Here is a 26,656-nt window from a genome sequence, read left to right as displayed (position 1 = left end):
CTCTTGACAGCAATAGAATATTGAACAAGAAATAAGTCAAGACATTTGACTTAATAGGAACCAGAGAGTTCCGAGGGAACCATCACCGGCCCGAAGGGCCTGGACAGAATTGGCAGCGGCCAGCCGCTGCTTCCGAGACCGGGACAGGCGTAAAGCGCGCCGCCACGGACATGCTGACGCTCAAACTGGAGGCAAGAATGTTGAAATCGTTTAATAAACTTCTGCTGGGTGCTGCGCTCGCGAGCGCTGCCTTCGCATCGCCGGCCTGGTCGGCCACCAAGATCAACGCCCTGTTCATGGCCCAGGCTGCCTATAGCGAAGCCGATGTGCGCGCCATGACCGCCGAATTCCAGAAGGCCAATCCGGACATCGAGGTCAATCTCGAATTCGTGCCGTATGAAGGCCTGCACGACAAGACGGTGCTGGCCCAGGGCGCCGGCTCCGGCTATGACGTCGTGCTCTTCGACGTCATCTGGCCGGCCGAATATGCCACCAACAAGGTGCTGGTCGACGTCTCCGACAAGATCACGCCCGAGATGAAGAAGGGCGTCCTTCCCGGCGCCTGGACGACGTCGGTGTATGACGGCAAGTATTACGGCCTGCCTTGGATCCTCGACACCAAGTACCTGTTCTACAACAAGGACATGCTGGCCAAGGCCGGCATCAAGGAACCGCCGAAGACCTGGGAAGAGCTCAACGCCGATGCCAAGATCATCAAGGACAAAGGCATCGTCAAGCAGCCGATCGCCTGGAGCTGGTCGCAGGCGGAAGCGGCGATCTGCGACTACACCACGCTGGTCAGCGCCTATGGCGGCGAGTTCCTCAAGGACGGCAAGCCGGTGTTCCAGAGCGGCGGCGGGCTGGATGCGCTGAAATACATGGTCGACAGCTACAAGTCGGGGCTGACCAATCCGAACTCCAAGGAATTCCTGGAAGAAGATGTCCGCAAGGTGTTCGAGAACGGCGACGCCGCCTTCGCACTGAACTGGACTTATATGTACGCGATGGCCAACAATCCCAAGGACAGCAAGGTGGCCGGCAAGGTTGGCGTCGTGCCGGCTCCGGGTGTCGATGGCAAGTCCCAGGTGTCGGCCGTCAACGGCTCGATGGGCCTCGGCATCACCGCCGTCAGCCAGCACAAGGACGAAGCCTGGAAATATATCGAGTTCATGACCTCGCAGAAGGTGCAGAACGCCTATGCCAAGCTCAGCCTGCCGATCTGGGCCTCTTCCTATGACGATCCGGCTGTGACCAAGGGCCAGGAAGACCTGGTCGCCACGGCCAAGCTGGGTCTGGCCGCCATGTATGCCCGCCCGACGACGCCGAAATACCAGGAACTTTCGACCGCGCTGCAGCAGGCGATCCAGGAAGCATTGCTCGGGCAGGCTTCGCCCGAGGATGCGCTGAAGACGGCCGCGGAGAATAGCGGGCTCTGATATAGGTGGCAGATCGGAGCTTTTGCCCCTCACCCCAACCCTCTCCCCGCTTGCCCGGAGAGGGACGTCAGAGGCGCCGACAGTGCCACACACCCCTTCTCCCCGTCGCCACGGGGAGAAGGGGTCGCCCTTCGATAAACTCAGGAGGCCGGATGAGGGCAGGTCACAGCCTCTCCGATATAGTTTGTCGCCGCCGACCACATCATCAAACTAGGAACCATTCATGTCCGGCACCTGGCTCACGACGCGCGCCTGGCTTCTGATGCTACCGCTTCTGGTCGTCATGCTTGCCGTGATCGGCTGGCCGCTTTACGACACCATTCGCCTCTCCTTCACCGACGCCCGGCTTGTCGGCACCGGCGGCGACTATGTCGGCACCGCCAATTACGTCAAGAATCTTTCCGGATCGAATTTCCAGCGCGCGCTGGTCACCACGACCTGGTTTGCCGTCGTCTCGGTGGCGCTTGAAATGGTGATCGGCGTGCTTGCCGCCCTGCTGCTCAACCAGAATTTCCATGGCCGCGGCGTGCTGCGGGCGCTGTTGATCCTGCCCTGGGCGCTGCCGACCGTCGTCAATGCCACGCTCTGGCGGCTGATCTACAATCCCGAATATGGCGCGCTGAATGCGGCGCTGACGCAACTCGGCCTGATCGATGAATATCGCTCATGGCTCGGCGAGCCGGGTTCGGCGCTGGCTGCGCTGATCATCGCCGATTGCTGGAAGAACTTTCCGCTGGTGGCGCTGATCGCGCTCGCCGCCCTGCAGGCCGTGCCGCGCGATATCACCGCCGCCTCGCTGGTCGATGGCGCCGGGCCGTTCTCGCGCTTCCGCTTCGTCATCCTGCCCTATCTCGCAGGACCGCTGATGGTGGCGCTGGTCTTGCGCACGATCGAGGCCTTCAAGGTGTTCGACATCATCTGGGTGATGACGCGCGGCGGGCCGGCCAATACGACGCGGACGCTGTCGATCCTTGTCTATCAGGAAGCCTTCTCCTTCCAGCGTGCCGGATCGGGTGCGTCGCTGGCGTTGATTGTCACGCTGCTGGTGACGCTGCTGGCGCTCGCCTATGGCGCGCTCGTGCGCAAGACCGCGGGGAGTGCCGCCTGATGGAACGCCGCAATCCCGTTTTCACCGTCTTCGTCTATATCTCCGCGATCCTGCTTGCCGTGGTCATCCTGGCGCCGCTCGCCTGGCTGTTCATCATGAGCATTTCGCCGGCCGCGGAACTGTTTGCCAAGCCGCTGCACTGGTGGCCGGATGCGGTCGATTTCTCCCGCTACGAGCAATTGTTGACGGTGGCCGAGAACAGCGCCGGCGCGGCCTTCCTCGCCGCCTTGCGCAACAGCGTCGAGGTGGCCGGCATGGCGACCATTGCCGCTATCGTGCTTGCCATTCCCGCCGGATGGGCGGTGTCGCGCACGCCGTCGGTCGGCTGGTCGCTGTCGATGGTGATCGCCACCTACATGCTGCCGCCGGTGGCGCTGGCCGTGCCGCTCTATATGAGCCTCGCCTATTTCGGCCTGCTCAACAATGTCTTCGGCCTGGCGCTGGTCTATCTGACGATCCTCGCGCCCTTCACCACCTGGCTGATGAAATCCGGCTTCGATTCCATGCCGCGCGAGATCGAATCCGCGGCGATGATCGATGGGGCCAATCTGTTGCAGACATGGCGAATCCTGACGCTGCCGCTGGCAGCACCTGTTGTCGCGACATCGGCTCTGTTCGCCTTCCTGCTCGCCTGGGACGAATTCTTCTATGCCCTGCTCTTCACCTCTAATGAGCAGGCGAAGACGCTACCGGTCGAGATCGCCGATCTCGCCGGCGGTCGCGTCTCCGACTATGGCCTGATCGCCACGGCCGGCGTGCTGGCGGCATTGCCGCCGGTGCTGGTCGGGCTGTTTACCCAGCGCGCCCTGATTTCCGGGCTCACCAGCGGCGGCGTCAAGGGATGACAATGACACCGGGAAAAACACGGCCGCTGGCCGTCATCGGCAATCTCAATGTCGACCTGATCATCGGGCCGGTCACGCCTTGGCCGAAAGCCGGCACAGAGATCAATGTCGACCATGACGAGTTGCGCGTCGGCGGCCAGGCCGGCAATTCGGCACTGGCCTGGGAAGGATTGGGTGTCGACTATGCGCTGGCCGCCAATGTCGGCGACGACCAGTTCGGCCGCTGGCTGGCGGAGCGTTTTGGCGCACATGGCGCGACCCTGCCGGTCAGCCCGGAAAAGACGACGCTGTCCGTCGGCATCACCCATCCGGACGGAGAGCGGACCTTCTTCACCACACGCGGCCACCTGCCCCGCATGAGGCTTGCCGACGTCTTCACTGTCCTCGATGGCGAGCGGCTGGCGGGTGGCTATGCGCTACTGACGGCCGCCTTCCTCACGGACGACCTGACTCGGGACTATCCTGCTTTCTTCGACTGGGCCGACACGTACAATATCAGCGTCGCACTCGACACCGGCTGGCCGCTCGATGGCTGGACGCAGGCCAATTGCGAGGCGACCCGCCTATGGCTGTCGCGCTGCCGCATCGCGCTGTTCAACGAGATCGAGACGACCACCCTGGCTGGTCTCGCCGATCCGGTCGAAGCGGCGCGGGAACTGCGCTCCCATATGCCGGATGGCTCCGTCTTCGTCGTCAAGCGCGGAGCGGACGGAGCAATCGCCATCGATATCAGCGGCGACGTCGTTTCCACGACCGCGCCGCCGGTGAATGTCGTCGACACGATCGGCGCAGGCGATGTCTTCAACGCCGCCTTCCTTGCCGCACTGGCCGGGGGCAAACCGATCGACGCCTGCCTCGAAGCAGGAACGACAGTCGCCTCACGCGCCATATCCACCCTTCCCCGCAGCTATGGCGGGCCACTTTCCGAGGAAATGCGATGAGCACGCTCGAAATCATCGATGTCCGCAAGCGCTACGCCGCCGTCGACACCCTGAAGGGCATCAACATTTCACTCGCCGACGGCGAATTTCTGGTGCTGCTGGGCGCTTCGGGCAGTGGCAAGTCGACGCTGCTCAACATCATTGCCGGCCTTGCCGAGGCCAATTCCGGCGATGTCAGGATCGGCGGCCGCTCGGTACTGAACGTGCATCCTAAGGACCGCGACATCGCCATGGTGTTCCAGTCCTATGCGCTCTATCCGAACCTCAACGTGCACAGGAATATCGGCTTCGGGCTGGAAATGCGCAAAGTACCGCTCGTCGAACGCGACAAGGCGGTGCGCGAAGCGGCGAAACTGCTGCAGATCGAAAATCTGCTCGAGCGCAAGCCGAGCCAGCTTTCCGGCGGCCAGCGGCAGCGCGTGGCAATCGGCCGGGCACTGGTGCGCAAGCCGGAAGTGTTTCTCTTCGACGAGCCGTTGTCGAATCTCGATGCCAAGCTTCGTATGGAGATGCGCGGCGAGCTCAAGCGCCTGCACCAGATGCTGAAGACGACGATCGTCTATGTCACGCATGACCAGATCGAGGCGATGACGCTCGCCACCCGCATTGCTGTCATGAAGGACGGCCGGATCGAACAGCTTGGCACGCCGGAAGAAATCTACAATCAGCCGGCCACGCTCTATGTCGCTACCTTCGTCGGCGCGCCGCCGATGAACCTGCTCAAGGCCAAGGTGTCAGGTGGATTGCTTGTGCTGCAGGGCGGCGAAGGGTCGCTGCCCCTGCCTGCAAGTATTGCGCCAAAGGTCGCGGAAGGCCGGTCGGTCGTCGTCGGGTTGCGGCCGGAAAGCTTCCGGCGGGATGACGAGGCGGCACTATCGATTGCCGCGCGGGTGGAAGTCGCCGAACTCACGGGTCCGGAGCTGATCGTGACCGCAATCGCGGGCGGCGAGCGCATTCTGGCAGCACTGCCGCCGCGGACGCGCGTCAACCCCGGCGAGACGCTGAGGCTCGGCTTCGATGCTGAAGCGATGCATCTCTTCGATGCCGGCAGCGGCCAGCGGCTGGCGGGTTGAGGTTCAGGCACGCTGCGCCGTCGACTGCCGCACGACCAGCTTCGGCTGGAAAGTCGTGCGCTCGCCGTTCGGCGGCATTTTGCGGCCGATTTCATCAAGCAGCGCCGTGATCGAGGTCTGGGCCATTTCCAGCACCGGTGCTGCAACCACGGTGGGTGGCGGGTTCATGATCTGGGCGAAGTCGAAATCGTCGATGCCGATCACGGAAATGTCCTGCGGCACGCGAAGCCTGAGCTCCGAAAGCGCGTTCAACGCGCCGAGCATCATCATGTTGGACAGGGCAAAAATCGCCGTCGGCGGGTTCGGCTCGCGCATCCGCCGCGCAATGCTGTCATGCGCCGTTGCCTGGTCGAAACGACCGGTGACGAGCAGGCTTTGATCGACCGGCAGGCCATGGGCTGTGTGGGCGTCGAGATAGCCCTGCAGGCGATCCTCGCCGGTGGCGATATTGCTGCGGCCGGTCGTCGCGGCAATGCGGGTGTGGCCGAGGCCGATCAGGTGCTCGGTGGCGATGCGGCCGGCGGCGACGTTGTCGAGCTTGACGACATCATAGGGAAGACCGTCGACAAAGCTGTCGAGCAGGATTGTCGGCACATGGATCTGCTTAATGATCCGCCCGCCATGTTCGGCGTCGGAACGGGTCGGGATGATGATCAACCCCTCGACCCGCTGCATGCGCATCATCCTGAGAATCTGTCGTTCGCGATCGAAATCCTCGCTGGTTGAGTAGACCGCGGCCATATAGCCGGCGTTCAGGCAGGCGGACTCGACCACCTTGGCAACCTTGGCGAAATGCGGATTGGTAATGTCGGGCAGGATCAGGCCAATCAGCCGCGACTGCCCCATTCTGAGGCTGCGCGCGCCGCCATGCGGCACATAGCCGATCTCGCGCACGGCCGCCTCGACTTTGGCGATAACCTCTTCGCTGACCGGTGCCGAGCGGCTGAGCGCCACCGACGCGGTCGACACCGCAACCCCTGCCCGCTTTGCCACATCCTTGATGGTGGCCATTCCCCCTCCGACTGTTTTTAATTACGCCCTCTTGCCAAACAGGGCTGTCTTTGCTGTTATACGAAACGTTTCGACTTGGCAAATTGACGTCGCGGGATTTGGGGAGGACCAGACCGCGATTTTTTGAGACCCGAACACGAAACGTTTCGACAATTCGAATGAATGGAAACGCGCCGGCAGAGGCGCATGGGAGGATGATATGCAGGATATTTCGCGGCGCACGCTGCTGGCTACATCTGCGGCTGCGCTCGTCGGCGCCGGCGTCGGACGTGCCTTTGCGCAATCCGATGTCTCGGCGACACTGAAAGTGCAGGGTTTCGGTGGCGACGCCGAAATGGCGGCGATGACCAATGCCATTGCCCGCTTCAACAAAAAATACCCCAACGTCAAGGTCGAACTGGCCGTCGACCCGATCTCGACCGGCTGGGGCGACTATGTGACGAAGGTGTTCGCGCAGTTCAATTCCGGGCAGCAGGCGGATGTCTACGGCACGGCGATCGAGACTTTTCGCGCTTTCTCGTCGCGCGGGATCTGGTTGCCGCTTAATGATTTCGTCAAGGCCAATTCGGGCTTTTCCGATTTCGCGCCGAGCCTGTTCGACCAGGCGAGCTATAAGGGCCAGATCAACTATATTCCGATCGGCTGGAACAACATCATGATCAACTACAATCGTGATCTGTTCGACAAGGCCGGCGTCAAATATCCCAAGGACGGCAAGTGGACCTGGGACGAGTTCCGCGGCGTGGCCAAGAAGCTGACCGTCAAGGACAATTCCGGCAATGTCAGCCAGTTCGGCTATGAAGTGCCGAACCAGAATTTCTTCATCCAGCCGTGGTTCCTGTCCAACGATACCAGCACGCTCAATGCCGACTGGACCGCGTCCAACATGCTCGATCCCAAGGTCTCGGAGAGCCTGCAGTTCCTCTACGACCTTATCCATGTCGATGGCGTGTCGCCGATCCCAGGCAAGGATACAATGGACAACCAGTTCATGGCCGGCCAGGTTGCGATGATCAGCCGCGGCCACTGGATCATCCAGAGCGCCAAGACCAACAAGGTCAACATGGACATTGCGATCCCGCCGAGCAAGCTGTCGGACACGACCGTGATCGGCTTCGGCGGTTATGCCGTGGCCAAGACGACGCAGAATGCCGACCTTGCCAAGGCGCTGGTGCTGGAAATGACCAGTGCTGAGACGCAGAAGGAAGAAGGCGAAAAGGGTGGCGGCGTGCCTGGCCGCAAGTCGGCCGCGGAAACACCCGGTTTCCTCGCTTTCCCGCCGAGTGCCGCACTCTATTACCAGACCCTGCCGCACACCAAGGCAGTGCCGTCGCCAGCGAACTTTCAGGAAGTCGAGAAGATCTTCATCCGATACTACACGGCGATGATGGCCGGCGAAGTGTCGATCGCCGATGGCGTCAAGCAGTGCGATGGCGAACTCAACGCATCCTTCGCCCGGCTGAAGAAGCAGCAGGGTGGCTGATCGTTTCCTCCCCCGGCGTCGCGTTCGGAATGCGGTGCCATGATGGCACGCGGTGTTCCGGATGCGGCGCGCGACCGGGGCTTACCCCCCTCTCGCCTGCCGGCCATCTCCCCCTCAAGGGGGGAGATTGGCAAGAGGCACGACCTCCGCCCCAAGCCAACGTCGAGTGCCGAGCACGCAGTGTTCGAGAGGTGCCGGGACAATGCCGCTCCCAATCTCCCCCCTTGAGGGGGAGATGGCCGGCAGGCCAGAGGGGGGTGCCACGACCACGATCGCAATGCGAATTATTCAAGTGATGCCATGACCACCATCGCCGAACGACGCCCATCCTCCCAGCTTGCCCGCGCGCAGGCCATGACCGGTTATCTGTTCGTGCTGCCGACGTCGGTGCTTTATCTCACCTTCGTCATTGCGCCGGTGATTGTCACGACGATCCTTGCCTTTGCCTATTACGATCCGATGATGGGCTCGCAATGGGTGGGCTTCGACAATTTCACCCGTTTCTTCACCGAGGCGCGGTCGCTGCAGATTCTATGGAACACGTTGCGCTTTGCCTTCTTTGCCGTGACTTTCAACGTCGCGATCGGGCTACTCCTGGCGCTGGCGCTCAATCGCACCATGCCAGGCTGGTTGCTCTATTTCTTCCGGCTGGCTTTCTTCCTGCCCGTCATTATCGCCGCTGCCTTCGTCTCGATCGTCTGGACTTTTTTCTACAGCGACGATCTCGGCGTCATCAATTACTACCTGCGGCTCATGGGCCTGCCCGCAGTGCGCTGGCTCACCGATGCGCATCAGGCAATGACCTCGATCATCATCATGGATGTCTGGAAGAATACCGGATTCTTCATGGTCATCTTCATCGCCGCTCTTCAGGGCGTGCCGAAGAATATCCTTGRGGCCTCCGTGATGGACGGCACGCCGGCTTGGCGGCAGTTCTTCCGCATTATCCTGCCTTATATCTCGCCGGTGGTGTTCTTCTGCATCGTCTATGCCTCGATCGGCGCGCTGCAGGTGTTCGAATCCATCATCATTCTGACCCAGGGCGGGCCGGGTGACGCGACGCGATCGCTCTCCATCGAGATCGTCGAGGAAGGCTTCGGCTCGTTCCAGCTCGGCTATGCCGCTTCGATCTCGGTGGTAATGACGGTGATCATTCTGGTCATCACCGCTATCCAGCAGATCCTGTCGCGCAAATGGGTGCAGCAATGAACGACATGATGCAGACGCGCGCGGCGAAACGCTGGGTCGACTGGTCGATCATCGCCGTCATGGTGCTGCTGGCGATCTGCATGCTGCTGCCCTTTCTGTGGCTGTTTTCCATGTCGTTCCGGCCGGTCTCGGACGCCTATAAGATGCCGCCCAGCTTCTTGCCGGCGAATTTCAACGTCACCAACTATCAGCAGGTTCTGGCCTCGCGCGTGCCCTTCCTGCAGATCTATCTCAACTCGGTGGAGATCGCCGTGATCGTCACCATCGGTCAGATGATCACCTGCACGCTCGCCGCCTTCGCCTTTGCCCGGCTGAATTTCCGCGGCCGCGATACGCTGTTCTTCATCCTGCTCGTCGGGCTGATGTTTCCGGCGCAGGTGACGATCCTGCCGATCTATCTCGGCTATGCGCATCTCGGCCTGCTCGACAAGCCGATCGGGCTGGCGCTGATGTATCTCACCTCCTCCTTCGGCGTCTTCCTGGTGCGGCAGTTCATGCTGAGCCAGCCGAAGGCGCTGGAAGAAGCCGCGCTGATGGATGGCGCCGGCTACTTCAAGATCTTCTGGCGCATCTCGCTGCCACAGCTTCGCCCGGCCCTCTCCGCACTCGGCATCATCACCTTTACCCAGACCTGGAACTATTATTTCCAGGCCAAGGTCCTGCTCAGCTCAGACACCTCGCTGACCCTGCCGCTCGCCATGGATATGCTGCGCGGCTACATGGCGCGCGGCAATCTCTCCGTGGTCATGGCGGCGATGAGCATGTCGGTGCTGCCTGTCGTCCTTCTCTTCCTCATCGCCCAGAAATTCGTGATCGAAGGCATCACGATGAGCGGCATCAAGAACTAGTCATCAGAACAGGAATACCTCAATGTGGGATGATCTCGCCTCCATCGACCCTCGTTTTGCCTATAAGGGCGCACGCACGCATTACCTCGCCTTCCCGCTCGGTGGTGTCGGCTCCGGTGGTTTCTCAGTTTCGGGAAGTGGCCGGCTGATCGACTGGTCGATCCGCAACCGGCCGGCGCTACAGGGCTATAATGGCTATTCGCACTTTGCCATCAAGGCGGAGAAGGCCGGCAAGCTCGTCGATGCGCGCGTGCTCAATGGTCCCTATGATCTGAACCCGTCCGGCGCGCCGGGCATCCGGAAGAATGCGATGTTCGACGGCTTCGGCCATGGTGCCAATCGCCAGACGATGGTCGGCGTTCCGCATTTCCGCGAGGTCGATTTCTACGGCCGTTTCCCGACCGCCGATCTCGTCTTCAAGGACGATCGGTTTCCGGGCGGCGTGCGGTTGACGGCGCTCAGCCCGTTCATCCCGCACAACGACCGCGATTCCTCCATGCCGGTCGCCATGTTCGAATGGGAGATCGTCAACGATACACCGGACGAGTTGACCTATACGCTGGCCGGCACGCTGGGCAATTACGGTGCCAACAGCGGCGAACACACGTTCAGCCAGAAGGACGGCATCAGCAGCCTGCACCTGACATCGACGGACAAGACCCTGCCGCTGCCCCAGCGCGGCGACCTGAGCATCGCCACGGATGCCGAGGCCGTCCAGCATACCGATCATCTTTTCCGCGGCCAATGGTTCGACGACCTAGCCGTCTACTGGAAGGAATTCGCCCGGCCCGGCGCGCTGCCCGCACGTCATTACGACCAACCGCGCGCCTCCAAACATATGGGCGAGCAGCCGGAGCATGGCACGATCGGCGCGCGTTTCACCATTCCCGCCGGTGGCCGCAAGATGGTGCGTTTCGTCATTTCCTGGAATTTCCCGAACGGCGATATCTACTGGGCTTTCCGCGACAAGCCGGATGGCGCAATCCCTGACAAGCAGACGCCGACGTGGAAGAATTACTATGCGACGCAATGGGCGGATTCGACCGCCAGCGCGACCGATGCGCTGAAGCGCTGGGACGAATTGCAGTCCGCCACCAATGCCTTCCGCGACGGCCTGTTCGGCACGACGCTGCCCTCTGAAGTCATCGACGCGGCAAGCTCGACACTGGCGCTGCTGCGTACCGCCACCTGCATCCGCCTCGAAGGCGGGGAGCTCTGGGCCTGGGAGGGCCAGCACAAGAACGATGGCTCCTGCGAGGGCACCTGCACCCATGTCTGGAACTATCAGCAGGCCGTGTCGCATCTCTTCCCGGCCATCGAGCGGACGCTGCGCGAGACCGAATTCACCTATAATCAGCTTCCCAACGGCGGCCTGACCTTCCGGCAGAAACTGCCGCTCGGCAACGGCTTCGACATTATCGGCCCCTGCGCCGACGGCCATTTCGGCGCCATCGTCAAGACTTTTCGCGACTGGAAACTCTCCGGCAATACCGACTGGCTGAAGCGCTATTGGCCCAACGTCAAGCGCGCCATGGAATATGCCTGGTCGCCGGAAAACCCCGACCGCTGGGACCCGCAAGCGTCAGGCATTCTCTCCGGCCGCCAGCACCAGACGCTCGACATGGAACTGTTCGGGCCGAATAGCTGGCTGGCGTCGATGTATGTCGCTGCCCTGCTCGGCTTCTCCGAAATGGCGGCCGCACTCGGCGAAACCGCGCTGTCGGAAAAGACCGGAAAGATGGGTAAGGCCGGCGCCGATTACATCAACACCGAGCTCTATAACGGCCGCTGGTTCATCCAGAAGATCGACCTTTCCGACAAGAGCGTCCTCACGCCCTTCGATATCGGCCGCAAGGCGGGCGTGCTTGCCGATGGCTTCATGGAAACCTATTGGTCGGACGAGTTCGGGGAACTCAAATACCAGATGGGTGAAGGCTGTATTTCAGACCAGATTCTTGGCCAATGGCATGCCGAAGTGGCCGGCATCGGCGGCTTCCTCGACAAGGCCAAGGTCGAGACGGCGCTGAAATCCGTGCACGACAACAATTTCCGCTACTCGCTTGCCGACCACTTCAACCCCTGCCGCAACTATGCCTATGAGGACGAAGCCGGCCTGCTGATCGCCACCTATCCCCAAGGCATCCGCCAGCCGATGGTCGCCGCACCCTATGCCGAGGAAGTCTGGACCGGCGTCGAATATATGTCGGCCTCGCATATGATCATGCATGGCCTGATCGAAGAGGGCCTGGATGTCGTCCGCGGCGCCCGCGACCGGCATGACGGCGCGCGCCGCAATCCGTGGAACGATATCGAATGCGGTTCCTATTACGCTCGCTCCATGTCGGCCTGGCAGTTGGTCAATGCCTTCTCCGGTCTCAATGCCGATTTCGTCAAGGGGACGCTCAGCTTCGTGCCGAAGGCTTCTGGTGGCTACAAGCTCTTCTGGTCGGCCGGCACCGCATTCGGCACATTGACGAATGCGGCGGGCAAGATCACTCTCGACGTGCTGGGCGGCAAACTTACGGCCAAGCAGGTTCTGGTGAACGGCCAGGCGATCCAATTTGGAGCTCAGGCGTAATGGCCGGCATCGAACTCAAATCCGTCCGCAAGGCGTTCCAGAATCTGGAGGTCATCCACGGCATCGACCTCGTAATTGTGGACGGCTCGTTCACCGTGTTCGTCGGCCCCTCCGGCTGTGGCAAGTCGACCCTGCTCCGCATGATGGCCGGGCTCGAAGAGGTAACGTCGGGCGAGATCCGCATCGACGGCAGCCGCTGCGACCACCTGCTGCCATCGGCCCGCGGCATGGCCATGGTGTTCCAGTCCTATGCGCTCTACCCGCACATGAATGTCGAGCAGAACCTGAAATTCGGCCTCGAAAACCAGAAGCTGCCGAAAGCGGAAATCCAGGCGCGCGTCGCCAAGGCGGCGAACATATTACAGATCGAGCACCTGCTTGCGCGCCGGCCGAGCCAGCTTTCCGGCGGCCAGAGCCAGCGCGTCGCCATTGGCCGCGCCATCGTCAAGGAGCCGAAGGCGTTCCTGTTCGACGAACCGCTCTCCAACCTCGACGCCGAACTGCGCGTGAAAATGCGTGGCGAACTGATCAGCCTGCACCAGCGGCTGAAATCGACCATGGTCTACGTCACCCATGACCAGGTCGAGGCGATGACCATGGCCGACCAGATCGTCGTGCTCAACGGCGGCCGCGTCGAACAGGTCGGCGCGCCGATCGAACTCTACGCGCAGCCCGCCAACCTGTTCGTCGCCCGTTTCCTCGGCGCGCCGCCGATGAACATGTTGAAGGGCAAGGTGACGCGGATCGACAACCAGCCGGGCGTGACGCTGAATGATGGTGGCGCCATCGCGTTGCCGGGCCGCGAGATCCCGCTTGCGGATGGGGCCCCCGTGACCGTCGGCATCCGGCCAGAGCATTGCCAGATCGGCCAGGGCGTTTTCGACGTAACGGTCGGCACGACCGAAGTGCTGGGGGCGGAAACGATCATCCATACGGAAACCGCCACCGCGACGTCCTTCACTATCTCCCAGCGCGGCATCAGCCGGGCGAAACAGGGCGACAAGGTTCCGGTCAGTTTTCACGACGCTTTCGTTCATCTTTTCGATGGCGATGGGCGAACGATCGGCGCCAATGCCGACTGGCGCGGCGCCTATCTCAACTGATCAGGCGCGTTTTGCTTCAGCCTCTTTGACGAAGAAGCGGTTCTCCGGCCGCGGCAGGCCGAGATGTTCGCGCAGTGTCGTGCCTTCATAGTCCTTGCGGAAAATACCGCGACGCTGCAATTCCGGCACCAGCCGCTCGGCCACGTCGTCGACCCCTTGCGGCAGGTAAGGGAAGACGACGTTGAACCCATCCGAGCCTTCTTCCTCCAACCATTGCTGCATCTCGTCGGCCACCGATTCCGGCGTGCCGACAAAGGCGAGGCCGGCATAACCGCCGAGCCGCTGGGCGAGCTGGCGCACGGTGAGGCCTTCATCCTCGGCGAGCTTGATCGCCTGGGCACGGCCGGTCTTGCTGGCATTGGTCTCGGGAATCGGCGGCAGCGGCTTGTCGGGATCGAAGCCGGAGGCGTCGGTGCCGAGCGCGATGGAGAGCGAGGCGATGCCGCTTTCGTAATAGACGAGGCTGTCGAGCTTGGCCCGCTTCGCCTTCGCGTCCTCCACCGTGTCGCCGATGATGACGAAGGCGGCGGGCAGGATTTTGAGGTGGTCGCGGTTGCGGCCATAGGCCACCATGCGGCCCTTGATATCGGTATAGAGCGCCTTGCCGGCGGCAAGGTCGCGCGGCGCGCAGAACACGGCCTCGGCAGTTTCGGCAGCCAGTTGCCGGCCGACATCCGACTGGCCGGCCTGGACGATCACCGGCCAGCCCTGGACCGGGCGAGCGATGTTGAGCGGGCCGCGAACGGAAAGCTCCTCGCCCTTGTGGTCTAGCACATGCATCCTGTCTGGATCGAAGAAGATGCCGCTGTCGCGGTCGCGGATGAAGGCATCGTCGGCAAAACTGTCCCAGAGGCCGGTGACGACATCGTAGAATTCGCGGGCGCGCTCATAGCGCTCGTCATGCTCGCGGTGTTCGGTCATGCCGAAATTCAGCGCCGCATCGGGATTGGAGGTGGTGACGATATTCCAGCCGGCCCGTCCGCCGCTGATATGGTCAAGCGAGGCGAAACGGCGAGCAATATGGTAGGGCGCGTCGAATGTGGTCGAAGCCGTTGCCACCAGGCCGATGCGTTCGGTGACGGTGGCCAGCGCCGAGAGCAGCGTGAACGGCTCGAATGACGTGACCGTGTGGCTGCGGCGCAACGCCTCGATGGGCATGTTGAGCACGGCGAGATGATCGGCCATGAAGAAGGCGTCGAATTTCGCCGCTTCCAGCTTCTGGATGAACGACTTGATGTGGTGGAAATTGAAATTGGCGTCGGGATAGGAGCCCGGATAGCGCCAGGCGCCGGTATGAAGGCTGACGGGGCGCATGAAGGCCCCCAGATGCAATTGCCGATCTGCTGTCATGATGGTCCCCGTCGAGATGCCGATCCATCCGATATAGGGCGCTCCGGCAACCCGACAAGATCGATCAAAATTATTGAAAGCTCCGACGCGTTGCGTCCCCCGTACCGCTCGGGCATTGTCGCGCTCGTATCACAGGAGCGATCATGATCGATACATTGCTCGTGCTCAATACCGGTTCGTCGAGCCTGAAATTCCAGGTGTTTCGGCGCGATACGCTGGACGTGCTGCTCGCGGGCAAGGTCATAGGGATCGGCGAAAAGGCCGCGATCTCGGCGCGGCTAACGGGGCGTGATGAAAAGCTCGACGCACATGTCGATGGCAACGATCATGATGCGGCGCTGAAGGCGGTGATCGACCTCATCGACCGGAACGACCGTGACTGGTCGATTGCAGCGGTCGTGCATCGCATCGTGCATGGCGGGGCGGATTTTATCGAGCCGGTGATCGTCACGCCGGAAATCGTGAAGGCGCTCGAATCGCTGATTCCGCTCGCGCCACTGCACCAGCCGCAAAATCTCGCCGGCATTGCCGCCTCTGAACGGCTCGCCGCGCACGCGCCGAACATCGCCTGTTTCGATACCGCCTTCCACTCGGGACAGGCAGAGCTCTTTCATTCCTTTGCGATCGATCGGGAGTATCGCGAGCAAGGCATTCGCCGCTATGGTTTCCACGGCATCTCCTATGAGTGGATCGCCCGCGTGCTCCAGGACAAACATCCGGACTTGTTCAACGGCCGGGTGGTCGTCGGCCATCTCGGCAACGGCGCCAGCCTCTGTGCCCTGCAGAATGGCCGCAGCGTCGATACGACGATGAGCATGACGGCGCTCGATGGTATTCCCATGGGCAGCCGTAGCGGCGCCATCGATCCCGGCGCGGTGATCTATATGCTGCGGCAGCTGGGGCTAAGTGTCGATGAGGTCGAGCATGTGCTCTACGAGCAATCCGGCCTCAAGGGGCTGTCGGGGATCAGCAATGATGTCGAGACGCTACTCGCCAGTCACGATCCGCGGGCACGTTTTGCGCTCGATTATTTTGCGCTGAAGACGGCGCAATATGCAGCTGCCATGGCGGTATCGATGGGCGGGATGGATGCGTTCGTGTTCACCGGCGGGATCGGGGAGCATGCGGCGCCGGTGCGGGAAGCGATCGTCTCGCGGTTGGGGTTTCTCGGGAATTTTCGGACGCTGGTGATCCCGGCCAACGAGGAGCGGATGATGGCGGTGCATGCGAAGAGGTTGTTGGAGGATTGAGGCGCTTCGCACGCCACCTTTCTTGATGCATTCGTGCCTGCGGCTACCCCCCTCTGGCCTGCCGGCCATCTCCCCCACAAGGAGGGAGAGTGGATGGGGCGGCCGCCTCGCCCCTGCTCCACTGTCGCATTCTCGGCACCGCCTGTTTGAAGCAGTGAGCGTGCCGCGAGTCACTCTCCCCCCTTGTGGGGGAAATGTCCGGCAGGACAGAGGGGGTTCCGCCTGCGCATTCCTTGCCTTGGGGGGAAGCGCAATGAAGAAGGCACAAGGCCCGACCAATTCACTCCATCAATATCGCCATTTCCACTCCGCCACTTCCGGCATGTCCTGCCCATTCTCCCGGACGTATACCGCATGCGCCTCCAGCTTACCCCGCAGCATCGCCAACGCCTCACCCGCTTTGGCCTTCAACCCGGGCACGCGCTCGATGGCCTCGATGGCAAGATGATACCGGTCGAGTTCATTCAGCACCGTCATGTCGAAAGGCGTGGTCGTCGTGCCCTCTTCGATGAAGCCACGAACGTGGATGTTATTGTGGTTGGCGCGCTTGTAGGTCAGCCGGTGGATCAGGTAGGGATAGCCGTGATAGGCGAAGATCACCGGCCGGTCGGTGGTGAACAGTGCGTCGAAGGTCTCGTCGGCCAGGCCATGTGGATGCTGGTCGTGCGATTGCAGCGCCATCAGGTCGACGACGTTGACGACGCGGATGCGGAGCGACGGCAGCATGTCGCGCAGGAGCGACACGGCGGCCAGCGTTTCCAGGGTCGGCACGTCGCCGGCACAGGCCATGACCACATCAGGCGCCGGCGCGTCATCTTCCGTGCCCGCCCAGTTCCAGATGCCAATGCCGGCTTCGCAATGTCTCACCGCCTCATCCATGGTCAGCCATTGCTGCTCGGGCTGCTTGCCGGCGACGATGACGTTGATACGGTCATAAGTCTTCAGGCAATGGTCGCCGACCCAAAGCAGGGTATTGGCATCCGGCGGCAGGTAGATGCGGACGATGTCGGCCTTCTTGTTGGCGACGAGGTCGACGAAGCCGGGATCCTGATGCGAAAAGCCATTATGGTCCTGGCGCCAGACATGCGAGGTAAGCAGGTAATTGAGCGACGAAACGGGTTTGCGCCATTCGAGCTCGCGCGCCACCTTCACCCACTTGGCATGCTGGTTGAACATCGAATCGACGATGTGGATGAAAGCTTCGTAGCAGGAGAACAGGCCGTGGCGGCCGGTGAGCAGATAGCCTTCCAGCCATCCCTGGCAGAGATGTTCGCTCAGCACTTCCATCACCCGGCCCTGGGGCGCCAGATGGACGTCGTAAGGTTCGATCTTCTCCATCCAGACGCGATCGGTGGTCTCGAAGACGGCGCCGAGGCGGTTCGACTCGGTCTCGTCGGGGCCGAAGATGCGCAGATTTGCATTGTCGGCATTGCGCTTCAGCGCATCGCGCAGGTAGCGGCCGAGGATTTCGGTCGATTGCGCCATGACGCCGCCGCGAGCACTGGTATCGACCTGGATCGCATAGTCGCGAATAGCCGGCAGCAATAACTCCTTGCGCAGCAGGCCACCATTGGCATGCGGATTGGCGCCCATGCGGCGCGTGCCTGACGGCGCCAGTGCCCGAAGTTCAGGGCGCAGCCTTCCATCCGCATCGAACAGGTCTTCGGGGTTGTAGCTCTTCATCCAGTCTTCGAGGATTTTGCGATGGCCGTCGTCCTCGCGACAATTCGACACCGGCACCTGGTGGGCGCGCCAAAAACCTTCGACCTTCTTGCCGTCGACTTCCTTCGGCCCGGTCCAGCCCTTGGGGCTGCGGAGCACGATCATCGGCCAGCGCGGGCAGCCGTCAGGCGCCTTGCCAGCGCGGGCCTCGGCCTGGATGGCACGGATGCAGCCAAAAACCTGGTCAAAGGTCGCCGCCATCTGCTGGTGCATGTCGCCCGGCTCGAACCCCTCGACGAAGAAAGGCTCGTAGCCATAGCCCTGGAACAGATGCCGCACGTCCTCGTCGCTCGCTCGGCCGAGAATGGTCGGGTTGGCAATCTTGTAGCCGTTGAGATGCAGGATCGGCAGGACCGCGCCGTCGGTGGCGGGATTGAGGAATTTGTTGGAATGCCAGCTTGCGGCCAGCGGTCCGGTCTCCGCTTCGCCGTCGCCGACGACACAGGCGACGATCAACTGCGGATTGTCGAAGGCAGCACCGAAGGCATGCACCAACGCATAGCCGAGTTCGCCGCCCTCGTGGATCGAGCCGGGCGTTTCCGGCGCGGCATGGCTGGGAATGCCGCCGGGGAAAGAGAACTGCTTGAACAGCTTTTGCATACCGGAAACGCTCTCCGGCACATGGGGATAAATCTCGCTATAAGTGCCTTCGAGATAGGTGTTGGCGACCATGCCCGGCCCGCCATGGCCCGGGCCGCACATATAGATGATGTCGAGATCGCGGGCGCGGATGATACGGTTGAGATGCGCGTAGATGAAGTTCAGCCCTGGCGTCGTGCCCCAATGGCCGAGCAGCCGCGGCTTGATATGCTCGGGCTTCAAGGGCTCGCGCAGCATCGGGTTGTCGAGCAGATAGATCTGGCCGACCGAGAGATAGTTGGCCGCCCGCCAATAGCGGTCGATCAGAGCAAGTTCACTGTCGTCGAGCACTGCATGCGCAGACATTTCCACCTCCGTGAGCGTGGCGGGCCGCGGCCCTTCCTCGTTGATCCCGGCGGGGCATCACGCGAATGCCGGCCGCCGGACGGTTGATAGATCGAAATGGCGGACCGTACTTAGACCGAGATCAAGGCGCTCGAATGCAGAATAGAAGGCTTTGATGACACCGATTGCGTCAGGCGACGGACCAGCCTCCATCAACCAGGAGATTGGCGCCGGTGATCAGGCTCGCCGCCGGCGAGGCGAGAAAGACCACGGCGCCGACCACATCGTCCGTCTCGCCGATGCGGCCGAGCGGAATATGATTGAGCGTGTGCTGGTAATTGTCCGAATCGGAAAGATAGGGCTTTGTTCCATCGGTGTGAATGAAGGTCGGCGACACCGTGTTGACGGTGATGTTGTAGCGCGCCCATTCGCTGGCGAGGCAGCGGGTCAGATGATTGATCGCCGCCTTGCTCATGCAATAGATCGCCTCGCCGCGCAGCGCCACGGTGCCGGCTTGCGAGCTGATCGAGATGATGCGGCCCTGTTTCCGCTCGATCATGTGGCGGGCGACGGCCTGGGTCATCAGGAACGTGCCCTTGAGATTGATGTTGAGGATATCGTCGACGGCGCTTTCGTCGACCAGTTCGGCGAGATCGCCCGGCGCCACGCCGACATTGTTGACCAGCACATCGATGCGGCCGAAGGTTTTCACCGCCAGGTGGACGGCATTGGCGATATGCGCCTTGTTCGGCAAGTCGAGTTCGACCGGCAGGACCTTGCGGCCAGTCGCTTCAATCGCGGCGACCAGTTCGCCACAGCCGGAGGGATCACGGACACCGAGCACGATGTCCGATCCGGCGGCAGCGCAGGCCTCGGCGCAAGCGCGACCGATGCCGCGGCTCGCACCAGTCACGAGCGTGACTTTGCCGGAAAGACTGAAATCCGGCGGTTTGATGGGTGTTGACATAAATTCCTCCCTCGATCCTCATACGTGTGAAGGGCTCACCTTGCATGAGCGAGGGAGGAACGGGAAGCCGGAAAATGTCAGTTGCTTCCGTTAGTATTCACTTACTATATAGCAATCGAAGGCGAAGCCGCACCCACGCCCGGCTCAGACGTCCATATGTTTGCGCGGATCATAGGCGCCGACGGGGCTCCACGTTTTGACGAATTCCGAGAGCTCCGCATCCGGCACTTCGGGCAGCACCACCTTCAACGTCACATAGACGTCGCCATGCTCGTCATTGCGCTTGCGGGCGCCCTTGCCTTTCAGCCGCAGCGTCTGGCCGCTGTTGGAATGCGGCTTGAGCGTCATATAGACGGCGCCCGAGGGCGTCGGTACCTTGACCTTGCCGCCCAGCACCGCTTCGGAGAGCGTCACCGGCAGATCGAGCCGGATATCGTCGCCGTCGCGGGTGAAGAAGGCATGCGGCCGGATATGCAGTTCGATCAGCGCATCGCCGGTTTCGGCGCCGCCGACGCCCTGCTCGCCCTTACCCTTCAGCCGGATCGTCTGGCCATCCTGCGTGCCGGCCGGGATCTTGACCTCGAGAGCCGCGCCACCGGGGATCTGCACCGTCGTCGTCGCGCCGTTCACAGCATCGAGGAAATCGACCTCCATGCGGAACTGCAGGTCGGCGCCGCGCATGCGGAAACCGCCGCCTGCGCCACCACGACCACCCCGCCGGGAGGAGAAGAAGCTGGCAAACAGGTCTTCGGCGCCGCCCATGCCGGCGAAAGCACCCTCGCCACCATTGGCGCCGGCATATTCACGATAGAAATTCCGCGGCGCCTGTTCCTGGCCGCTAATGTCGATCTCACCGCGGTCGAAGCGCTTGCGCTTCTCCTCGTCGCCGACAATCTCATTGGCCATGGAGATTTCCTTGAAACGCTCCTCGGCCTTCTTGTCGCCGGGGTTGACGTCGGGATGGAATTTCTTGGCGAGCTTTCTGAAGGCGCTCTGGATTTCCTTCTGCGTCGCGTCCCGCTTCACGCCCAATATTTCGTAAGGGTCACGGCTCATTGCTTCCTGCTCCATCTCCATTCGGCAGCACCCACACCTTTCCCGGCCCGCCGAAGCAGCGCCTGACGATTTCAAATTTCAGGAGCGAGCCGGCGCGACAGCCTGTCATGGCCGCGTGAATACGGACAATGATGACAGCCAACGCGCCAAACACCAGCCCGAAAGCCGGCGGAAGGAGCATAAACTTGGTGCCGTCGTCATAGCCATATCCTCGTCGAGCAACATGGTTACAGACTGCCGGGAGGTTACTCCCTTCCGGTCCCACTGAGGCAACCGGTTCAACTCAAATTTAGGAAGACTTTCCTTCATTTCAAGCGCGCGATCACGGAAGACGGCTTCTTGCCTCAACTTTTCGTTATGCTGCCATTTCGGGGAATAACTGCCTCTCAGATCCAATCTTGCATGCGGGACGCAAATGCCCGTGCCGGCGATGGCGACATCCCGGCACACCAACGCTTACGCATGAGAGAGACATCACAAATCACCTCATCAACGATCAGCAATTCCCAGAGATCAACGTCGAGCACTCCGGCGAGACCTTGCATCTCACGGCAACCGCACAAGGCCGATCTTGGTGACGTCGATTTTCTGTTCCAAGAGGCCTTGCGGCAGCCCGCGTTCAGCCATCCGCGCTGGCCGGGCGCTTGCTTCCAGCGTACAGATGCGGCTTGCGTCAGAAGTGGAAATCGCCGGCCAGCAAATCAGCCTTGTGTAAGTGCTCGATGACCAGGGTGTCACCAGCAACGGAAATCCAGACATCGGTGCGGTGATTGGCGGCGTGGCTTTTGACATCACCGAAATCGGCGACCGTCTTCCAGCCCGAGAGGTCGATGCGATCGGCGCCCTTGCCGAAATCGGTGATCGTGTCCTTGCCGTAGCCGGTCTTGAAGACGAAGGTATCGCCGCCGGCGCCGCCCGTGAGCATGTCGTCGCCGGTGCCTCCATCTAGCACATCGGCCTTGCCGCCACCCAGCAAGGTATCGGCGCCACCCTTGCCGCTGACCGTTCCGCCGATCGCCGGCGCGGTCAGCGTCTCCGCGTCATTCGTGCCCATGATCGAGCCGATGCGTGTGTCGAGGATCATGCCGAGGACGTCGGCATTGCCTTTGGTTTCGGACGTATAGGTCAGCACGAGGCGGCCATCGGAGAGTGTCGCCAGATGCGGCTGGCTGAGCGACGCACTGCCCTGGGCCGAGAGCGTGAATTCCGCGCCCGCCTTCTTGCCGTTGGCGGCGAAGGACTGGATGTGCAGCGCGTCGCCATTGTCGTCGCTCCAGCCGACGGCGAAGCCGCCATCGTTGAGCGCCGAGACCGTCGCCTCACCCTGGGCGCCGGATTTGTCGGTGTTGGCATGGATGATGGCCGAGGCGAAATCGCCATTGTCCTTGACCAGCCGCATCTCGATGCCGGCATTGCCCGTACCGTCGCCGTTGGCATCAGTCCAGGCGACCACGAGGCTGCCATTGGAAAGCGCTGTGGCCGAGAGATCCGAGTTGGCCTTGCCGGAAGAAACCGTCACCGTGTCGATGGCGCCTGCGGCATTGGCGAGATACGCATCGATCGCGCCGGTCCGCGCATCCTCATAGGCGATCGCGAATGTCGGGTTCTTCTTGCTGTCCGACAGGATCACCAGTTGCGGATCGATCTGGTCGCCCTTGCCCGAGATATCATCATGTGCGGTCGGCGGCGTGAAACCCAAGGGGACGATCTCGTTATTGGTCACGACGTAATAGACGATGTCCTTGTTGCCGTTCGGATTGGTCTCATAGGCAAGAATATAGCCGCCAGCATAGGCAGCAATGGAGGGCGAGGTATCGTCTACATCCGGCCCTCCGGCGCCCTGCCGGAAATCGTTATCCCCAAAACTGCTTCCATCCGGATTAAAAACTGAGACGTCGACGTTCAGTCCATCGCCAAATTGCGCAGCATCCTCGCTTTGGTAGGCAACAAGATAGCCACCATTAGCTGTCGCGGCGATTGATGCATTGGTCTGGCTAAGGTCCTGGTAGGCTACGCTGCCAACAAATTCGCCGCCTGACGTCTTGCCAAGCACGCCGTAGCTCTGCCCCAGGATGTCGCTCGCGCCGAGACCGCTGGAGTGATTACTGTTGTCGTCCCAGACCGCGGTGAAACCGCCGTTCGCCAGTCCGATTACCGTCGATGTCTGCTGGTCGTTGTCATTCGGCCCGGTATCGGTCGTATTGATCTTGCCGAGTTTCTTCCAAATGGCTGGCGTGGTGGGCATGCGAAGCCTCCGAACGAAACAGTTTGGTTGAAGCTACGCTACATACCACGATCCGTGGAGAAGCAAACCATCCCAGTAAGCCGGGACTGCCATAGCAGTGCCAAACATGGCGGAAGGTTTGGAGAAAAGAGCTGGCAATGAACAGTCATTGCCAGCAAGACGCTTGCCGGAACTAGGAGTGGGCCGACAAGTTGGGAACTTCCATCGAACGTCGACGGGACTGAGATGATTCAGCCACTGACGGCGTTCAGGAGATCGTGCCGGGAAATCACGCCGACCGGTCGCTCGCCTTCGAGTACCGTGATGTCTCCGTCATGTTCCTTGGCGATCTGGAGGAGTTTTGACAATTTATCGGTTGCAAGAACCGTCGGAGCGGCGGGTGAAGGCTGGGCCGCTCCGAGCGGCTGCATCACCTTGGCGGCGGAGACCAGTTCCAGCCGGGATATGCCCTTGACGAAGTCGGCGACATAGTCGTCGGCAGGTTCCGTCACGATCTGCTCCGGCGTTCCCACCTGAACGAAACGCCCGTCTTTCATGATGGCAATATGGGTTCCGAGCCGGATCGCCTCGTCGAGATCGTGGGTGATGAAGATGGTCGTCTTCCTGAGGATCTTCGACAGGTCGAGGAACTGCTCCTGGAGCTGCCGGCGGATGAGCGGGTCGAGGGCGGAAAACGGCTCGTCCATCAACAGGATCTCCGGGTCGGCCGCCATCGCTCTGGCAAGGCCGACGCGCTGCTTCATCCCGCCCGACAGTTCATCGGGGAAACGGTCGCCCCAGCCGTCCAGGCTGACCAGCTTGAGTTTGTCGGCGGCGATCTTGTGGCGCTCGGTCCGGCTCATGCCGCGTAGTTCAAGGCTGAGTGCGACATTGTCGATCACCGTGCGGTGCGGCAGCAGCGCCATGTTCTGGAAGACCATACCGACACTCTCGGCCCGCAATTGCCTGAGTTGTGGTCCCTGGAGCGCGTTGACGTCCTGGTTGGCGACCCGGATCATACCGGCCGTCGGCTCGATGAGGCGATTGATATGCCGGACCAAGGTGGACTTTCCGGAACCAGAAAGTCCCATGATACAGAAAATCTCGCCTTTTCCGACGGTGAAGGAGACATCGGCCACGCCGATGACGCAACCGTACCGCTCCAGGATGTCTCTCTTGCTCAGTCCGTGGTCATTGATGGCCTTGTGGGCCTCTTTCGCCTTGTCGCCGAAGATCTTCCAAACGTTCCTGCATTCGATAACTGCATCGGTCATTTGTCCGCTCCTCAATTCTTGATCGCCGACGATTGCGGCAGAGCATGCCCTGCTTGCGGATTGGAAGCCGTGATAAACGAGCGCACGAGGCCAACCGGCCCGCGTGTCAGCCATTCCCCGCGCTTGCGGGGTTTTGCCAGCGCCTGCGTCAGGCGATCCAACACGATTGCCAGCGCAACGATCCCCAGGCCGCCAACGGTCGCTATGCCGATATCGAGACGCCCGATACCGCGCAGCACCATCTGACCAAGGCCACCGACGGCGATCATCGAGGCGATGACCACCATCGACAACGACATCATCAACGTTTGATTGACGCCGGCCATGATGGTCGGCAGGGCCAAGGGCAATTGCGCCTTCCACAGAAGCTGGGACTCCGTCGAACCGAAAGCACGCATGGCTTCGACCACATCGCCGGGCACCTGTTTCATGCCGAGATAGGTCAACCTGATCACAGGTGCGACCGCGAAGATGACGGTGACGATCACGCCCGGCACATTGCCGATGCCGAAGAGCATCACCACCGGAACCAAGTAGACGAAAGCAGGAATGGTTTGCATCCCGTCAAGCAGCGGCCGGAGGATCGCATAGAGCGTGTCGGAGCGAGATGCCCATATGCCGAGCGGCAGGCCGATCACGATGGAAAACAACAGCGAGGTCAGGACAATCGCCAGAGTGAGCATCGTCTCCGGCCAGACACCGATGAAGCCGACGAAGATGAGGGTGGCCGCCAGTCCGAGAGCGAGCCTGACGCCGGCGATTTGCCAGGCGACCAGAAGAACGGCGATGACGACGACTGTCGGGGGCACGGCGCTCAACGCGGCTGAGAACGACTGCAGCATCGAGTCGATCGGACCTTTCACCGCCTGGAAGAACGGCCGGTAATTGTCCACCAACCATCTCAGGCCGACCGTCATCCAATCCGCGAGTGGAAGCTTCCCACAGGCAAACGGGTCGAGAATTCCGCATTGAGCCATTTGTTCCCTCTTTTCTTCAGGTTTTGATTGAGGGCTGAATAACACATCGCGAATTGGTTAGCCGGCGCGAAAAAATAGACTGTCAGGTGACTTTATTTCAGCGCAGGGGTTGCCTCGCGCGACGCTGCGTCCGTCGTCGACATCAGCTCTGCCATCCGGTCTACACAGATGAACTGCCAGAAGACGTGAACAAACTATTGCGGGCTGTTTCGGGTGGATTGGTCGACGGCTTCGGCATCAAGTTGACCCGGGTCAGCGGCATCTCAGCCCTGGGGACCGTTCCCCGGATATGAAGAAACTCGGCTCACCAATCCTGTCGTTTGGCTGAGCCCATCTGGTCGGGTGCGATCTTGCGCTCGTGCTCGGCAATTTCCCGCAGCCAATCGCGGAGAACCGTCGCCGCGATCGAGAGCTCGCGGCTATTGTTCCAGGTCAGATAGTAGGCGCCCGGCGCGGGGATCGTCAGATCGGTGAGGCGCACCAGCTTTCCTTCCTCGACATGATGGCGGATCAGCCGATCCCACCCCACGGCGACACCTTGATCTGCCATCGCGGCCTGCACCGCGACGCCGAATTTGCCGAACCGCCTGCCGCCGCCGTGGCCCTGAGGGATTCCGGCGCGCAGCAGGACCTCATCCCACCCGGCCCAATCGGGATCGGCCCAGTCGACATGCAGATGCGGCAGGTCCCCGAGGTCCGATGCCGTCGCGCCTTCATGTTCCCGAGCGAAACCCGGGCCGCATACCGGGTAGATGGTGTCATCGAACATCAGCTCGGCGGTTTCGTCGAGCCATGCGCCGAAACCGTAGCGTATCCTCAGTTCGACTTCGGCGCGCCGATAGTCCTTGGCATTGTCGGAGATCAGATGGTCGACCGCGATGTCCGGATGCCGCCGCCAGAAGTCTGGCATTCTGGGGATCAGCCACATGGTGGCGAAGGCATCCGTACAGGCGATCGTCACATTGCGCGCCCGGTCGCCGCGCTTGATCGACCGCACCACTTCCGAAGCCTTGGAAAACCCACTGGCGAGCACGCCGTAGAGTTCCTCACCGGCAGGCGTCAGCGCGACGCCCTTGCCGAGCCGGACGAACAGCGGCACCCCCACTTCGTCTTCGATCGCCTTGATCTGACGGCTGACCGCGCCGGGCGTCACATTCAATTCGCTGGCCGCCAGCTTGAAACTCAGATGACGCGCGGACGCTTCGAACACCGCGAGCGTCGTGAGCGACGGAAGGTCATAAAACCTGCGAACCAATGTTTCCCCCCTCCCGGGCAGC

At 61.6% G+C, this 26,656-nt stretch carries 20 protein-coding genes; 11 read left to right on the top strand and 9 right to left on the bottom strand.

Translation table 11 applies throughout. The features are described 5' to 3' along the window. Window positions 1-197: 197 nt before the first annotated feature. The 5 genes from AC1D06_RS13015 to AC1D06_RS12995 all read left to right on the top strand — a co-directional run bounded on the left by AC1D06_RS13015 (window position 198) and on the right by AC1D06_RS12995 (window position 5,403). Window positions 198-1,436: an extracellular solute-binding protein gene (locus AC1D06_RS13015; protein WP_477882296.1), complete on the top strand. Its 1,239-nt coding sequence runs from the start codon at window positions 198-200 to the stop codon at window positions 1,434-1,436. Window positions 1,437-1,659: 223 nt separating this feature from the next. After that, the gene (locus AC1D06_RS13010) at window positions 1,660-2,544 is read left to right on the top strand and encodes a carbohydrate ABC transporter permease (protein WP_477882298.1); all 885 of its coding nucleotides are present in this window, start codon (window positions 1,660-1,662) and stop codon (window positions 2,542-2,544) included. Next, a complete protein-coding gene (locus AC1D06_RS13005) occupies window positions 2,544-3,389 on the top strand; it encodes a carbohydrate ABC transporter permease (protein ID WP_477986546.1) in 846 nt (281 codons plus the stop codon). The genes AC1D06_RS13010 and AC1D06_RS13005 overlap by 1 nt, the downstream gene beginning before the upstream one ends. Before the next feature lie 2 nt (window positions 3,390-3,391). After that, window positions 3,392-4,330, top strand: a complete 939-nt coding sequence (locus tag AC1D06_RS13000) for a PfkB family carbohydrate kinase (RefSeq protein WP_477986545.1) — start codon at window positions 3,392-3,394, stop codon at window positions 4,328-4,330. After that, window positions 4,327-5,403: an ABC transporter ATP-binding protein gene (locus AC1D06_RS12995; protein WP_477986544.1), complete on the top strand. Its 1,077-nt coding sequence runs from the start codon at window positions 4,327-4,329 to the stop codon at window positions 5,401-5,403. Before AC1D06_RS13000 ends, AC1D06_RS12995 begins: the two co-directional genes overlap by 4 nt. Window positions 5,404-5,406: 3 nt before the next feature. Here the strand turns inward: AC1D06_RS12995 and AC1D06_RS12990 are convergent, their stop codons facing one another. Then, window positions 5,407-6,414, bottom strand: coding sequence for a LacI family DNA-binding transcriptional regulator (locus AC1D06_RS12990; RefSeq protein WP_477882305.1), 1,008 nt, complete (start codon window positions 6,412-6,414; stop codon window positions 5,407-5,409). Window positions 6,415-6,613: 199 nt separating this feature from the next. Between AC1D06_RS12990 and AC1D06_RS12985 the strand changes: the two genes are divergently transcribed. The 5 genes from AC1D06_RS12985 to AC1D06_RS12965 all read left to right on the top strand — a co-directional run bounded on the left by AC1D06_RS12985 (window position 6,614) and on the right by AC1D06_RS12965 (window position 13,635). Continuing rightward, on the top strand, window positions 6,614-7,897 hold the full coding sequence (locus AC1D06_RS12985) for an ABC transporter substrate-binding protein (RefSeq protein WP_477986543.1): 1,284 nt from the start codon (window positions 6,614-6,616) through the stop codon (window positions 7,895-7,897). Window positions 7,898-8,197: 300 nt separating this feature from the next. Continuing rightward, on the top strand, window positions 8,198-9,106 hold the full coding sequence (locus AC1D06_RS12980; protein WP_477986542.1) for a carbohydrate ABC transporter permease: 909 nt from the start codon (window positions 8,198-8,200) through the stop codon (window positions 9,104-9,106). Further along, entirely contained in the window at window positions 9,103-9,954 is an 852-nt protein-coding gene (locus AC1D06_RS12975; protein WP_477882310.1) for a carbohydrate ABC transporter permease, read from the top strand. The genes AC1D06_RS12980 and AC1D06_RS12975 overlap by 4 nt, the downstream gene beginning before the upstream one ends. 22 nt (window positions 9,955-9,976) lie before the next feature. Beyond that, window positions 9,977-12,532 (top strand): GH116 family glycosyl-hydrolase, encoded by a 2,556-nt coding sequence (locus tag AC1D06_RS12970; protein WP_477986541.1) that lies wholly within the window; start codon window positions 9,977-9,979, stop codon window positions 12,530-12,532. Next, the gene (locus AC1D06_RS12965; RefSeq protein WP_477986540.1) at window positions 12,532-13,635 is read left to right on the top strand and encodes an ABC transporter ATP-binding protein; all 1,104 of its coding nucleotides are present in this window, start codon (window positions 12,532-12,534) and stop codon (window positions 13,633-13,635) included. The genes AC1D06_RS12970 and AC1D06_RS12965 overlap by 1 nt, the downstream gene beginning before the upstream one ends. Here AC1D06_RS12965 and AC1D06_RS12960 read toward each other — a convergent pair whose 3' ends face one another. Further along, entirely contained in the window at window positions 13,636-14,985 is a 1,350-nt protein-coding gene (locus AC1D06_RS12960; RefSeq protein WP_477986539.1) for an LLM class flavin-dependent oxidoreductase, read from the bottom strand. Window positions 14,986-15,128: 143 nt separating this feature from the next. Between AC1D06_RS12960 and AC1D06_RS12955 the strand changes: the two genes are divergently transcribed. After that, the gene (locus AC1D06_RS12955) at window positions 15,129-16,235 is read left to right on the top strand and encodes an acetate/propionate family kinase (RefSeq protein ID WP_477986537.1); all 1,107 of its coding nucleotides are present in this window, start codon (window positions 15,129-15,131) and stop codon (window positions 16,233-16,235) included. 288 nt (window positions 16,236-16,523) lie between these two features. On the opposite strand, the gene AC1D06_RS12950 is transcribed toward AC1D06_RS12955, so the two are convergent. The 7 genes from AC1D06_RS12950 to AC1D06_RS12920 all read right to left on the bottom strand — a co-directional run bounded on the left by AC1D06_RS12950 (window position 16,524) and on the right by AC1D06_RS12920 (window position 26,634). Continuing rightward, a complete protein-coding gene (locus tag AC1D06_RS12950) occupies window positions 16,524-18,902 on the bottom strand; it encodes a phosphoketolase family protein (protein WP_477986536.1) in 2,379 nt (792 codons plus the stop codon). A gap of 169 nt (window positions 18,903-19,071) precedes the next feature. Further along, window positions 19,072-19,848: an SDR family NAD(P)-dependent oxidoreductase gene (locus AC1D06_RS12945; protein WP_477986535.1), complete on the bottom strand. Its 777-nt coding sequence runs from the start codon at window positions 19,846-19,848 to the stop codon at window positions 19,072-19,074. A 144-nt stretch (window positions 19,849-19,992) separates the two neighbouring features. Next, window positions 19,993-20,904 (bottom strand): DnaJ C-terminal domain-containing protein, encoded by a 912-nt coding sequence (locus tag AC1D06_RS12940; RefSeq protein WP_477986534.1) that lies wholly within the window; start codon window positions 20,902-20,904, stop codon window positions 19,993-19,995. A gap of 673 nt (window positions 20,905-21,577) precedes the next feature. After that, window positions 21,578-23,149 (bottom strand): calcium-binding protein, encoded by a 1,572-nt coding sequence (locus AC1D06_RS12935; protein ID WP_477986533.1) that lies wholly within the window; start codon window positions 23,147-23,149, stop codon window positions 21,578-21,580. Between the two features lie 230 nt (window positions 23,150-23,379). Then, the gene (locus AC1D06_RS12930) at window positions 23,380-24,402 is read right to left on the bottom strand and encodes a quaternary amine ABC transporter ATP-binding protein (RefSeq protein ID WP_477986532.1); all 1,023 of its coding nucleotides are present in this window, start codon (window positions 24,400-24,402) and stop codon (window positions 23,380-23,382) included. Between the two features lie 11 nt (window positions 24,403-24,413). Continuing rightward, complete coding sequence (locus AC1D06_RS12925) at window positions 24,414-25,379, bottom strand: ABC transporter permease (RefSeq protein ID WP_477986531.1); 966 nt, start codon at window positions 25,377-25,379, stop codon at window positions 24,414-24,416. Window positions 25,380-25,683: 304 nt separating this feature from the next. Next, window positions 25,684-26,634, bottom strand: coding sequence for a LysR substrate-binding domain-containing protein (locus AC1D06_RS12920; RefSeq protein ID WP_477882329.1), 951 nt, complete (start codon window positions 26,632-26,634; stop codon window positions 25,684-25,686). Window positions 26,635-26,656 lie beyond the last annotated feature (22 nt).

This window comes from Rhizobium sp. P2_G2 (assembly GCF_056403555.1).
This window is presented reverse-complemented; position numbering and strand designations above follow the sequence as displayed.

Bases quoted from the DNA above. Each gene is read 5' to 3' on its own strand.
- AC1D06_RS13015 (WP_477882296.1), top strand. From the start codon at position 198: ATGTTGAAATCGTTTAATAAACTTCTGCTGGGTGCTGCGCTCGCGAGC.
- AC1D06_RS13010 (WP_477882298.1), top strand. From the start codon at position 1,660: ATGTCCGGCACCTGGCTCACGACGCGCGCCTGGCTTCTGATGCTACCG.
- AC1D06_RS13005 (WP_477986546.1), top strand. From the start codon at position 2,544: ATGGAACGCCGCAATCCCGTTTTCACCGTCTTCGTCTATATCTCCGCG.
- AC1D06_RS13000 (WP_477986545.1), top strand. From the start codon at position 3,392: ATGACACCGGGAAAAACACGGCCGCTGGCCGTCATCGGCAATCTCAAT.
- AC1D06_RS12995 (WP_477986544.1), top strand. From the start codon at position 4,327: ATGAGCACGCTCGAAATCATCGATGTCCGCAAGCGCTACGCCGCCGTC.
- AC1D06_RS12990 (WP_477882305.1), bottom strand. From the start codon at position 6,414: ATGGCCACCATCAAGGATGTGGCAAAGCGGGCAGGGGTTGCGGTGTCG.
- AC1D06_RS12985 (WP_477986543.1), top strand. From the start codon at position 6,614: ATGCAGGATATTTCGCGGCGCACGCTGCTGGCTACATCTGCGGCTGCG.
- AC1D06_RS12975 (WP_477882310.1), top strand. From the start codon at position 9,103: ATGAACGACATGATGCAGACGCGCGCGGCGAAACGCTGGGTCGACTGG.
- AC1D06_RS12970 (WP_477986541.1), top strand. From the start codon at position 9,977: ATGTGGGATGATCTCGCCTCCATCGACCCTCGTTTTGCCTATAAGGGC.
- AC1D06_RS12965 (WP_477986540.1), top strand. From the start codon at position 12,532: ATGGCCGGCATCGAACTCAAATCCGTCCGCAAGGCGTTCCAGAATCTG.
- AC1D06_RS12960 (WP_477986539.1), bottom strand. From the start codon at position 14,985: ATGACAGCAGATCGGCAATTGCATCTGGGGGCCTTCATGCGCCCCGTC.
- AC1D06_RS12955 (WP_477986537.1), top strand. From the start codon at position 15,129: ATGATCGATACATTGCTCGTGCTCAATACCGGTTCGTCGAGCCTGAAA.
- AC1D06_RS12950 (WP_477986536.1), bottom strand. From the start codon at position 18,902: ATGTCTGCGCATGCAGTGCTCGACGACAGTGAACTTGCTCTGATCGAC.
- AC1D06_RS12945 (WP_477986535.1), bottom strand. From the start codon at position 19,848: ATGTCAACACCCATCAAACCGCCGGATTTCAGTCTTTCCGGCAAAGTC.
- AC1D06_RS12940 (WP_477986534.1), bottom strand. From the start codon at position 20,904: ATGAGCCGTGACCCTTACGAAATATTGGGCGTGAAGCGGGACGCGACG.
- AC1D06_RS12935 (WP_477986533.1), bottom strand. From the start codon at position 23,149: ATGCCCACCACGCCAGCCATTTGGAAGAAACTCGGCAAGATCAATACG.
- AC1D06_RS12930 (WP_477986532.1), bottom strand. From the start codon at position 24,402: ATGACCGATGCAGTTATCGAATGCAGGAACGTTTGGAAGATCTTCGGC.
- AC1D06_RS12925 (WP_477986531.1), bottom strand. From the start codon at position 25,379: ATGGCTCAATGCGGAATTCTCGACCCGTTTGCCTGTGGGAAGCTTCCA.